We start from the raw sequence: 11,130 nt of genomic DNA, 5'->3' as shown, positions 1-11,130 counted from the left end.
AAAAAAAAGAGAGGTATACTCCCTCTTTTTACAATTGTCCCCCCTCAATTACTTGTAAGAACTAATTTTCGCCACCAATTTTTCATTTTTAAAATGTAAGTTTTCATTGTCATTTAATTTATAGATAGGGCCTCCCTTTTGACTACTGGCCCAATAGTCAAAAGCAATACGGCGTTCTTCATCATTATAATGTGGACAAAAACTACCTTTTAAAATACCTAACCCTGCAAATTGTTCATATTCATGCTCGTTCTTTTCGCTATAACATGTTCCAAACCAACACATAGCACCAGCACTAATCCCGGCTAAAATAACACCGTGATAATAAGCATCAATGAGGACGTGAGCAAATCCTGTTTCTTTCCATATTTTAAGCATGTATTGTGTATTACCCCCACCGACATAAATTATGTCTAAATCATTGACGATATCTTGGATTTTATCAGATTTAAAATCTTCAATTGTTAAATGACTTGGTCTTTCAGATTGAAATGCGCGATAAAATTTTTCAATATAATTTGGCGCATCGTTACTCGCTGTAGCAACAAAACCAATTTTTTTCGGAGTGTTTTTCCTACATATTTTTAATAAATACTCATCAATATAAGCATTTTCTTCTTCTGAAAAGCCCCCACCCGATATAGCTAAGATATGCCTTACCATGATTAATCCTCCCATCCATACACCTGCGTACCTGATTGTCCACTATAATAACGTCATGATTAGAGATGTGCTTTATATGTAATTAATCACTTCTTTTTACTTAGAAAAACATTCCATCGGTTCATTACAATGCACATATCCATTTTTCTTGTAATAATTAATGCTTTCATCACTTGGCCAGACGATAATAAACTCATATTTGTTTTCTTTTATCCATTTATGAATTGTAGCGAGCAGCTTACTTCCTATCCCCTTGTTTCTATATTCTTTTAATGTATACACATTTGTCATATAGGCAAATGGCTTTGTTATCCTAACAGGGCGTGGTACTTTTTGTATCAATTGTATGTATATATGTGATACAATTTTTTCATTTTCTTCTGCAACCCAAATGAACCATTGATTATTACTTAATGCGCTCTCTAAAAAGGACTGGCATTCTATTACAAATTCATCGTATGATGCACTCCTTTTACTTTCATCGTATTCAATTGTAAAATCCCATCTCATTTTGATTAATTGCGGAATATCTTTTGTTTCAGCCATCCTGATTTTCATCATAACACCTCAACTTTGTAAGTGAATCTTTATCATACATAGAACTGAAGTAAAACTTTAAAATAATATTCTCTCTTTTATTTTTGCATTCATAGACATTATCTAAAGATCCACCAATTAATTCTAAGTCAGATACATCAACCCCAAATCTTTTCGCACCTTTCGATAAAAAATATTGTTCAAATAGATCACCCCCTTTTTATTTGACTTACGTTTATTAATGGAAATAGTTTCATGTATTCAGAATAATAATTCACCATCTATTGCTGTATTCTTTCAGCCATCTTCTCCTTCGTCCAACTGTAACCACTTGCAAAACCATAGACTTTGTTCTCGTGAATCCAGTATGTTTTGTCAAACAACTTATTTAAGAAGTAGCGATCATGGGAGACCGCTAAAATCGTCCCATCATAATCTTCGAGTGCATCTTCAAGCACTTCAAGCGATTCAATATCCAGATGATTTGTTGGTTCATCTAACAATAGATAATCTGGGCTCTTAAGAAGCATAAAAGCCAAGCCGACTTTTGTTTTTTCTCCTCCGCTTAAAGTTAAAATTGGTTTCTCTAATAATTCATCCATATTTAAACCGTTTGCTACCTTTTCAATAGTTGCTTCAATTCCATATCCTCCTTTTGACGAATAAAGCTCTTGTAAACGACCGTATTCCTCCATCAGTGTTTGTAAATGCGTATCCTTCATTTCTTGCGCCATTTTTTCTGCGGTATGTTTCATTTTTTCTTCGATTCGTATCAGTTCTGATAAAACTTGTTTCAAAATTTACCGAACGATTAATTGATGATTGAAGTCTGGGATTTGCTTCACATAACCTGTTTGGCAACCCTTTTTCCAATGAATTTTCCCAGCATCAGACGTCTCCTCTCCAGCTAATAACTGCAATAAGGTCGTCTTACCACTTCCATTTCGGCCCACTAAACCGACACGTTCACCCGTTTTAATTTCAAATGAAATATGACTAAAAATCGTGTTACCTCCATACTTTTTAGTCACTTCATGAACACTGCATGTCATCATTGTCTTCGCCACCTATAAAAATAAAAAGAGCCATAGGAAAAACACTTCCCATGGCCTAATCAAAAAATAAATATAAAAAAAGAAGAGCATGAAAAGCTCCCCTTCAACCTAACTTAAATATATATATAGGGCTTAGAGATGTTTTCACCGTTTTGAATCTGCTATTAAATTGCTAAAAAAGGACACACTTATCCCGTTAGCAACTAAAACAGCAAATTTTGCACGGTTAAACATTAAAAATCCAGTCCAAAACGCGTGCACTAAAACGGCTTGCATAAACATCTCTACCACCTCCATTAAACATTATTCTATATTAAGAATACATTTTTGAAATGAATTTCCAATATAATCTACAATTTCTGATGTGCTTACTGCTTACTTCAAATAAATCACTGTCATTTACACATACTAACCATGAAAATCATTCAAAAATGGGGTGAAAACCATGGGAAAAGATGAGCACAAGAAATCCAAAAACAACTTTCTTGCACAAACGCCCAAGAATCAAAAGTCGGATGGGATTGATGTAGAGTTTTCTGAGGATTTGGCTGATCATGATGACAAACAGGCTCAAGCTAGAAGTCGTGCAGCTAATTTGCGAAGAAAAAAGAAATAATGTCTGGTAAAAGAGCTGTCTCATCAGTCTTTTCGGCTGTTAGGCGCTCTTTTTTATTTAAGTCAACTTGTATACACTCCTTGCGAGACCAAGATAATGTAACTTAGAAGAGCTGGATATGTCTAGCATTTAACACTCAATGCAATATTTCAGCATGTATAATCTCAACAGAGTTCAATGCGGCCTCTCGTGATGAAAACTGTCAACGAGACAACGCATTGAAGCTTCAATACAGCCTCTCATCACAAAAAAGCATAACGAGACAACGCATTGAAGCTTTAATACAGCCTCTCGTCACGAAAAAACACTACGAGACAACGCGTTGAGACTTCAATACAGCCTCTCATCACAAAAAAGCACTACGAGACAAAGCGTTGAGACTTCAATACAGCCTCTCATCACAAAAAAGCACTACGAGACAACGCATTGAAGCTTTAATACAGCCTCTCATCACGAAAAAGCACTACGAGACAACGCATTGAAGCTTCAATACAGCCTCTCGTCACAAAAAGGTACAACGAGACAACGCATTGAAGCCTCAATACAGCCTCTCGTCACGAAAAAGCACTACGAGACAACGCATTGAGACTTCAATACAGCCTCTCATCACGAAAAAACACTACGAGACAATGCATTGAAGCCTCAATACAGCCTCTCGTGACGAAAAAGCACTACGAGACAACGCATTGAAGCTTTAATACAGCCTCTCGTTACAAAAAAACACTACGAGACGACACGTTGAGTTCAGTAATGATGCTATTCGCTCCTTTATATTAAAAAATATTGTGCTAATGTCCCATTGACATTTTAGCTACATATATCATATAATTCATATCAATATAGTATGGATTAAAAAGGGAGTGAATTTATAATGATGTTATTAACAGGTCTTATTTGCGGAGTTTTACTAGGTTTTGTGATGCAAAGAGGCCGTTTTTGTTTAACCGGTGGCTTCCGCGATATGTATATTGCAAAAGATAATCGCATGTTCTATGCGTTATTAATCGCTATTGCCGTACAAAGTGTTGGTGTGTTTACCCTCATTCATTTTGGTCTTTTCGATTTTTCTGCTGGACAGTTTTCATGGCTAGCAACAATCATCGGTTCTTTTATTTTTGGAATAGGAATCGTTTTTGCAGGTGGCTGTGCTACTGGAACATGGTATCGAGCAGGTGAAGGATTACTTGGCAGTTGGATTGCACTTTTTGGCTATATGTTTATGAGCGCAGTTATGAAAACAGGTTTTCTAGCACCAGTCGATTCTTCTATGAAAACAATTGCATTACCATCTAATTCCATGGCTGAAAGTACCGGCATTCCAACCAGCGTTTTAATAGCACTGTTAGTTTTCATCGTTACTTTTATCGTTTATAAAGAACTTAAAAAACCAAAAGTCAAAATTCCATCATTAAAGTCAAAGTATACGGGATTAAGACATCTTTTATTTGAGAAAAGATGGCATCCGTTTGTGACAGCTATTTTAGTTGGAGTCATCGCGATGCTCGCCTGGCCACTGAGTGCCGCTACCGGAAGAGTTTATGGGCTTGGAATTACAACGCCATCAGCAAATATTTTACAATTTGCCGTCACAGGCGATATGGCTTTTATTAATTGGGGTGTCTTTTTAGTTCTAGGTATCTTTTTCGGTTCATATATCGCAGCAAAAGGCAGTCACGAATTTCGCTTTAGAATGCCAGACGCGAAAACCGGTATTACTAGTTTCATAGGCGGTAACTTAATGGGATTTGGAGCAAGTCTCGCTGGTGGATGTTCAATTGGTAATGGTTTAGTTATGACAGCAATGATGACATGGCAAGGCTGGTTCTCGTTATTATTCATCATACTTGGAACTTGGACTGCTTCATATTTTGTCTTTATTAGGCCACAAGTGAAGAAAAAAGTGAGCGCAACATCTAGCGCTTATTCAGCATAAATATAATGGAGGTATTATAAATGAAGAAAAAATTAGAAGTGATAGGGAAAGTTTGTCCATTCCCACTAGTTGAAGCAAAAAAAGAAATGGAACAAATGAATGACGGTGATGAACTAATCATCGATTTCGACTGCACACAAGCGACAGAAAGCATTCCACGGTGGGCAGCCGAATCTGGACACGAGGTAACGAACTTTGAACAAACAGATGATGCAACATGGACAATTACAATTAAAAAAGGTGCACTTTAATATATAGTCTTTAATCCGATAATTGACTGTCTATGAAATAAGCGGAGAAGACTTCAGCTTTCTCCGCTTCTAAACGGTCAATATGTTATAGCATTACTTTTGCAAAGAACATTGCGTTCCACTCGTCCTGGCAAAGTAATGTAACCCCGTGATAACCCTTCAGATTAGGCTATATTAAACTGTTTAACGTGAACTAATAACGATAACCTACACCTGATTAGGACACTTTGAAGTACTTAACTTAATCCAATCCCAGCTTTTCTCTCTACATTAGTTCACATTAATACTTATCGCAATCAGACAGAAGTTAGTCTCTTCTCCTAACATTTCTAATAACTACTTGACTACGAGGAATACTTGGTATATTAACCATACTGTAACTTAAATCTTGATCAGGTATATTATAATCGAATCGATTAACAAGAAAATCGAGACCTACTTTCATGAGCTCAATTGTCACCCATTCTCCTGCACAACGGTGACCCAAAAAATAATCTCCTCCACCTTGAGGGATAAATCCAAAAGGCCCCCCTTCCCAATCATGAAACCGTTCAGGATGAAACACTTCAGGGTTATCCCATATTTTCGGATCATGATTCGTACCGTAAAGATCTAGAAGTGTTAATGTTCCTTTTTGAAAACGGAAACCTGCCCATATAAAATCTCTCTTTACTCGTGCAACTGCATACGGGAAAAAAGGATAAAAACGACGAACTTCATGTATAAACATTTCCACATATTTTTCATTACCCGTCTGAATTTTCTTCGTTTCATCAGGATAATGATAAAGAGCGATAGCAATAAAATTGATATAAATAGCTATTGCTACAATAGGACGTAAAATATTTATTATTTCAACTGCTGCTGTTTTGATATCAAGCAAATTGTCGCCATGGTCGGAATGCAACGCAAACTTATGGAATGCTGTATGTTCAGGTGGTGTCATCATCCCCTGCCGTACATTTTCAACATGCTTAGCCATCCACGCTTCGACAACATTCCGAGCCCTTCTTCCTCGCCAATGATTTGGACCGACCGAACCAGCAGACTCAAACATCGCTCCTAAATTTTTAGTCAGATTCTTAATTTCATCTTCCTGAACGGTAACCCCTGCCCATTCGCAAGCTGTTCGACATAGAATTTCTTTCACTTCTTCATAGAGAATAACCTTTTTCATTCTGCGCCATCTTTCTATAGCACGCTCCCACTCTCTTTCTGCAATAATAGTCAACCGATTAAGCTCACTGCGAGACATAATCGACATAAACATTTCTTTTCGTTCTTGATGAGATTTTCCGTCTAATCCTTGTACACCGCCTTTCCCGAACAATGTTTGAATAACTCGATTTGGTGCTGCGCCCTTCCTTTTAAATTTTTCAGCATCATAAAATAATTGTGCTGCTTCAATCCCTCCCATACAGATAGCCTTTTCCCCAAGTAAACGTGTTTCGAACAGATCTGAATGAAAAGTTCGCCGTCGATTTAAAATGTATATATAACCTTCGCGAAATAAAGTCAAACTATGATCCATTCCTTTTTCGCGTGGTATTTTGTTATAATTTCCCATTAGAATCAACCCCACCATTAAGTTCTTCCTATTTTTTACAGTCTGTCACAAATTATTCTAATTTCTTTTCACATATTTCTTCTCCATGTCACATCAACTTATGCCTATCATACAATGTAACGTATTGAAAATGAGGAGGCTTTAAAAATGAATGAGAACCATTTTGAAAGGAGACCATCTATTGGTGATACTTTCCCGAAAATAACCGTTGAAACGACCTACGGGAAAAAAACTCTTCCAGACGATTACCGGGGAAAGTGGCTTATTTTATTTAGTCATCCTGGTGATTTTACCCCTGTCTGTACAACAGAATTTGTCGCATTTGAGCAACTATATCCCAAATTTCGTGAACGGAAGACTGAACTATTAGGATTATCCATTGATCAAGTTCAACCCCATATGAAATGGACAGAATGGATTGAACAACATCTTGGTATACCTATTACATTTCCTATTATTGCTGACCCTTTAGGAACCGTTGCTAACAAATTAGGTATGATACACACTGCACAACATACGAAAACAGTACGTGGCGTTTATATTATTGATGATAAAGGAATGATTCGTGCAATTTTTTTCTATCCTGCTGAAGTAGGACGTAACTTACATGAAATTTATCGAACATTATATGCACTTCAAACGGCTGATCAATATCATGTTGCTCTACCAGCTGATTGGCCACACAATAGCATTATCGGAAATAAAGGAATTATCCCACCACCTTCAGATGTTCAAGAGAAAAACAAGCGAATACAACAAGCAGAAGCTGGAGAGATAAACTGCTTCGATTGGTGGTTTTGTTATAAGGATATTGGAAATTAACAAACGATACCCCGAAAGCATAAAGTTGCCCGTATAATAAAGGCAACTTTATAATTATATATCGACATATAAATTAAATTATAATAAAATTAAGTCAATATACAAAGGAGGTTCATAAATGAAGAAAAAATGGTTATGGTTGGCGAGTCTCGGATTTTTAAGTGCTCTTATCATTGTTTTCTTTGTCATCAATAAAAAAGATAAGATAATATTAACAGAAGTCAATATGGTTTCTTCTACCATGGGTGTTTTAGAAAAAGAATTGACCTTTTCTTCTCTCATGGAAGACGCGAATGCAGTTGTCGTCGGAAAAGTTGTTGGAACAACATTGCTCAATGGCGAAAAACCAGCTTTTTCAGTCAAGATTCAAGAGCATATTTATGGAGAGACAGATGATGACACCGTTCTTGTCTATCTCGATGAAGAGTTAATTGAGCAAGATGAAAAATATGTTTTCTTTTTAGAACCATTTGACTCCCCGATATATGATGACTTCTTCTATCTTAATCACCCAGAATTTATTATCAAACTTGAAGAAAATAATCAGTTATTACGGCTTAAAGATGCCTTTGAAAAAACATATGAACAGCCATTTGTTGAAACTCAATACAATACATTAACAGGGCTAAAACAATACATCCACGAAAATATAAAAACAAAACCACCTTATGTTCCTATCCCAAATGAAATTTATGATCTACAAGACCTAATGGACGAATCAGACATCGTTGCTGAAATCACCATTGAAAAAATTGAAAATGAAGGAAGTGTTTCAGTGGTCGATTATACTGTTTTAGAAACATACAAAGGAAAATTTCATGTTGAAGATTTACTCCTTCCTTCACACAAAATAAAGCGAAACGGTCAATACATCATTTTTCTAAAAAAAGATGATGGTGAATGGCTATTAACGACGAGACATAATAGCTTGATTTCTACAAATGATAAAAATTATCGTGACTACATGGCATTTGTTCAAGGGATAAAATAAATTATTGCGTTTTTCGCATTAAAAAGCCCCCATCACATCGTGGGGGCTATGTCATATGATTCACTTATTTTATCTCGTAGAGTAGTTCACTTTGATGAAAGACTCGATTAATTGCATATTCATGAAGCCAAACTGCCTTTTCAATATCTTCAATTGTATGAGCAGTAGACGTTGCATAGCGATTTAATGGTTTTAAATAAATTCCTAACTTCAGTAATTCTATGTCAATTGCTTCACTAACCCCCGTTAATTCAGCTAACTTTGCACCTGTGAAAAATGGGACTGAGTGTGGTTCGAAATATAATCAGCAATTTTATGTTGCGATTTGCTCATTTTATCACGGGTGTTATGAATGATTATATATATATTTTGTTCACTCATATTTGATCCCCTTCAACTTTTTGTGCTTCAACATTTTGCTTGCAGGTAAACAAATCACTTCCGGCCAAAATCCGCCTTAATTTCGCCCCAATGATTCGTATCCCATTTTAGTAATTGATTCGAATATGAATTGTTTCTTAACCACGTTTCAGCACGTTTAATCACTTGCCAAATATGTTCCGTTTGTTTATTTTTTGGAAGCGTCGTGTTTGCGCTTTTTTTTCTAACCCAACTGATCGCTGTTTGCGAATCTGAATAAATCGGTGTCGTCTTATTTTCATTTTTTAATAAAGCTAACGCATGAACAATCGCTAAAAATTCTCCGATATTATTCGTCCCATTGTCGACTGGACCATAATGAAAAATTTCCTCACCCGTTTTTGTGTCAACACCACGGTACTCCATCTTCCCCGGATTTCCACTACATGCTGCATCAACACTTAGACTTTCTTCAATATATGATGAATTAGGTCGATTGGATTGCCTTTCTGGAGCACCTCCTTTTGCAAATGCTTCTTCGGCTTCTTTTAACGATTTAAATGATTTATACCGAGCACTTTTCACACCGTGAACTTGCTCTTTACATTCTTCCCATGAATTATATATCCCTGTGTTCTTACCTGACCATACAACATAATATTTTTGTGATGCCATTTATTTTCCTCCATTTTTCACACATATCGTGCGTGCTTACTCTTTTAAAAATACGTTGACTATTTGTTATTAGAGCTCACCTATCAATATATCTAAATCTACGGTTATTGCTTTAGTCTCTTGATTAACAAAGGCTTTCATATCTTCTTTTTCTAAATTCCAAGCGAGTGGTGACATGTGAACAAGATTTTCTAACTCTGATTTGTTAAGCACTTTTGTATAGCTCAATGTAAATTGGTGCACGATGTCAAAATGCTTTTTAAATAGCGATACCGCTTCATCATTATTATAGGATGTCTTTTCTGTTTCACCAAATCGCACTTCACGCAACTCTTTTAAATAATTCCTCCGCGGAACAACTTTTACAACTAGCCCTCCCGGCGCTAATATCCGTTTGAATTCCTCATAATTGGCTGGAGATAAAATATTTAATATAATATCACACGACTGATCTACTAATGGAGTAGCTGCCAAATCACCGACGAACCAAATCGATTCCTTATAATTCTTCGCTGCCTGTAAAACCCCTTCTTTAGAAATATCGAGACCAATTCCTATTATTGTTTTATTGTTGCATTCATCTAAAATTCGTTGTAAATGTGAGCCCTCACCACAGCCAGCATCGAGAATATGGAGATGTGTATTTGTGTCATTTATATATTGTTTTACAACATTCGCAATCTCTTTATGTACTTGTCCAAACAAATCACTATCCATAATGATCTGTTGCCTTGATTCAAACAACGTTTTGTCATATTGACTCTTAACAGCACGCGTCAGCATATTGACATAACCCTGTTTGGAAAAATCAAATGTATGCTTGTTAATGCATATAAGACTTTCTAGCTCAACTACCTGCATCGGTTCTTTGCACAGTGGACATCTGAATATATGGACATGTTGATTAACTAATTTCGCACTTTTTTCTTTAGTAGTCATGGTTTCATTTCCTTTCATACTTCTATGTTTTAGAATAAAGGGAAACAAACTTCTTATCAACTATATCATTTCAAAGCAATATTTCAGACTTCACAATAACAATCTTCTTATTCAACTTTAATATGATAAAGGGAAAATAAAAAGATGAGAACAGTTTGATAAGCGGCAAAGTGACCTCATCATTAGTCGCTATCTTAACGCGGTGTCTCGTGGTGATTTTTCATCGCGAGAGGCTGCTTTGAAGGCTCAATGCGTTGTCTCGTGGTGCTTTTTTCATCACGAGAGGCTGTATTGAAGGCTCAACGCGGTGTCTCGTGGTGCTTTTTCATCGTGAGAGGCTGCATTGAGGCTTCAACGCGTTGTCTCGTGGTGATTTTTCATCGCGAGAGGCTGCATTGAAGGCTCAACGCGATGTCTCGTTGACAGTTTTCACCGCGAGAGGCCGTATTGAAATCGCAACGCGGTGTCTCGTGGAAAGTTTTCATTGCGAGAGGCTGGATTGAAAGGTTCATCCAAAAATCGTTTGCAACTAAACAAGCAGAGAAAGTCACATCGACATTTATCCTGCTTGTCATATTGAGTATCATAAACTATTCATTCTGATTCGCTTCATATTCAACGCTATGTTCTTTTGCTAATTCTTCCATTATTTTATGGTATTCATTAACTAAGTCGACATATTCTTGTTCCAATAAAAGTGCTTTCTCAGTTAAACTGTCGT

General features: G+C 36.3%; 11 protein-coding genes and 1 pseudogene. 5 read left to right on the top strand and 7 right to left on the bottom strand.

Annotated features, from left to right (window positions below; all coding sequences use genetic code 11):
* Positions 1 to 48 precede the first annotated feature (48 nt).
* From VIG73_RS01310 to VIG73_RS01295, 4 genes and pseudogenes are all read right to left on the bottom strand, one after another.
* On the bottom strand, positions 49 to 663 hold the full coding sequence (locus VIG73_RS01310) for a peptidase E (protein WP_331638597.1): 615 nt from the start codon (positions 661 to 663) through the stop codon (positions 49 to 51).
* A gap of 96 nt (positions 664 to 759) precedes the next feature.
* Positions 760 to 1,221 carry a GNAT family N-acetyltransferase gene (locus VIG73_RS01305; RefSeq protein WP_331638595.1) on the bottom strand — a complete coding sequence of 154 codons (462 nt, stop codon included), beginning with the start codon at positions 1,219 to 1,221 and terminating at the stop codon, positions 760 to 762.
* A gap of 260 nt (positions 1,222 to 1,481) precedes the next feature.
* Positions 1,482 to 2,252: pseudogene (locus VIG73_RS01300) on the bottom strand (ATP-binding cassette domain-containing protein).
* A gap of 147 nt (positions 2,253 to 2,399) precedes the next feature.
* Entirely contained in the window at positions 2,400 to 2,537 is a 138-nt protein-coding gene (locus VIG73_RS01295; protein WP_331638593.1) for an RAxF-45 family protein, read from the bottom strand.
* 163 nt (positions 2,538 to 2,700) lie between these two features.
* On the opposite strand from VIG73_RS01295, the gene VIG73_RS01290 reads away from it, so the two are divergent.
* The 3 genes from VIG73_RS01290 (at position 2,701) to VIG73_RS01280 (ending at position 5,055) form a co-directional block, all read left to right on the top strand.
* On the top strand, positions 2,701 to 2,871 hold the full coding sequence (locus VIG73_RS01290) for a YfhD family protein (protein WP_331638591.1): 171 nt from the start codon (positions 2,701 to 2,703) through the stop codon (positions 2,869 to 2,871).
* Positions 2,872 to 3,745: 874 nt separating this feature from the next.
* Positions 3,746 to 4,804 carry a YeeE/YedE family protein gene (locus tag VIG73_RS01285; RefSeq protein ID WP_331638921.1) on the top strand — a complete coding sequence of 353 codons (1,059 nt, stop codon included), beginning with the start codon at positions 3,746 to 3,748 and terminating at the stop codon, positions 4,802 to 4,804.
* 20 nt (positions 4,805 to 4,824) lie between these two features.
* Positions 4,825 to 5,055, top strand: a complete 231-nt coding sequence (locus VIG73_RS01280) for a sulfurtransferase TusA family protein (protein ID WP_331638589.1) — start codon at positions 4,825 to 4,827, stop codon at positions 5,053 to 5,055.
* 307 nt (positions 5,056 to 5,362) lie between these two features.
* Here the strand turns inward: VIG73_RS01280 and VIG73_RS01275 are convergent, their stop codons facing one another.
* Positions 5,363 to 6,622, bottom strand: coding sequence for a cytochrome P450 (locus VIG73_RS01275; protein ID WP_331638587.1), 1,260 nt, complete (start codon positions 6,620 to 6,622; stop codon positions 5,363 to 5,365).
* 147 nt (positions 6,623 to 6,769) lie between these two features.
* Here VIG73_RS01275 and VIG73_RS01270 point away from each other — a divergent pair, with 147 nt between their 5' ends.
* Positions 6,770 to 7,444, top strand: a complete 675-nt coding sequence (locus VIG73_RS01270; RefSeq protein WP_331638585.1) for a peroxiredoxin — start codon at positions 6,770 to 6,772, stop codon at positions 7,442 to 7,444.
* 118 nt (positions 7,445 to 7,562) lie between these two features.
* Entirely contained in the window at positions 7,563 to 8,435 is an 873-nt protein-coding gene (locus VIG73_RS01265; RefSeq protein WP_331638583.1) for a hypothetical protein, read from the top strand.
* A 435-nt stretch (positions 8,436 to 8,870) separates the two neighbouring features.
* Here VIG73_RS01265 and VIG73_RS01260 read toward each other — a convergent pair whose 3' ends face one another.
* Together VIG73_RS01260 and VIG73_RS01255 are read right to left on the bottom strand one after the other, a co-directional pair.
* Positions 8,871 to 9,470 (bottom strand): ribonuclease H family protein, encoded by a 600-nt coding sequence (locus VIG73_RS01260; protein WP_331638581.1) that lies wholly within the window; start codon positions 9,468 to 9,470, stop codon positions 8,871 to 8,873.
* 69 nt (positions 9,471 to 9,539) lie between these two features.
* A complete protein-coding gene (locus VIG73_RS01255; RefSeq protein WP_331638579.1) occupies positions 9,540 to 10,409 on the bottom strand; it encodes a putative RNA methyltransferase in 870 nt (289 codons plus the stop codon).
* Positions 10,410 to 11,130 lie beyond the last annotated feature (721 nt).

The sequence above is a fragment of the Cerasibacillus sp. genome (assembly GCF_036516575.1).
In the GTDB taxonomy this organism is placed as follows: Bacteria; Bacillota; Bacilli; order Bacillales; family Amphibacillaceae; genus Cerasibacillus.
Note: the sequence above shows the minus strand (reverse complement) of the source record. Positions and strands in the feature narration are given on the sequence as shown.

What these genes read in the sequence shown, in the direction of transcription:
- VIG73_RS01310 (WP_331638597.1), bottom strand. Translation starts at nt 663, where the DNA reads ATGGTAAGGCATATCTTAGCTATATCGGGTGGGGGCTTTTCAGAAGAA.
- VIG73_RS01305 (WP_331638595.1), bottom strand. Translation starts at nt 1,221, where the DNA reads ATGAAAATCAGGATGGCTGAAACAAAAGATATTCCGCAATTAATCAAA.
- VIG73_RS01295 (WP_331638593.1), bottom strand. Translation starts at nt 2,537, where the DNA reads ATGTTTATGCAAGCCGTTTTAGTGCACGCGTTTTGGACTGGATTTTTA.
- VIG73_RS01290 (WP_331638591.1), top strand. Translation starts at nt 2,701, where the DNA reads ATGGGAAAAGATGAGCACAAGAAATCCAAAAACAACTTTCTTGCACAA.
- VIG73_RS01285 (WP_331638921.1), top strand. Translation starts at nt 3,746, where the DNA reads ATGTTATTAACAGGTCTTATTTGCGGAGTTTTACTAGGTTTTGTGATG.
- VIG73_RS01280 (WP_331638589.1), top strand. Translation starts at nt 4,825, where the DNA reads ATGAAGAAAAAATTAGAAGTGATAGGGAAAGTTTGTCCATTCCCACTA.
- VIG73_RS01275 (WP_331638587.1), bottom strand. Translation starts at nt 6,622, where the DNA reads ATGGGAAATTATAACAAAATACCACGCGAAAAAGGAATGGATCATAGT.
- VIG73_RS01270 (WP_331638585.1), top strand. Translation starts at nt 6,770, where the DNA reads ATGAATGAGAACCATTTTGAAAGGAGACCATCTATTGGTGATACTTTC.
- VIG73_RS01265 (WP_331638583.1), top strand. Translation starts at nt 7,563, where the DNA reads ATGAAGAAAAAATGGTTATGGTTGGCGAGTCTCGGATTTTTAAGTGCT.
- VIG73_RS01260 (WP_331638581.1), bottom strand. Translation starts at nt 9,470, where the DNA reads ATGGCATCACAAAAATATTATGTTGTATGGTCAGGTAAGAACACAGGG.
- VIG73_RS01255 (WP_331638579.1), bottom strand. Translation starts at nt 10,409, where the DNA reads ATGACTACTAAAGAAAAAAGTGCGAAATTAGTTAATCAACATGTCCAT.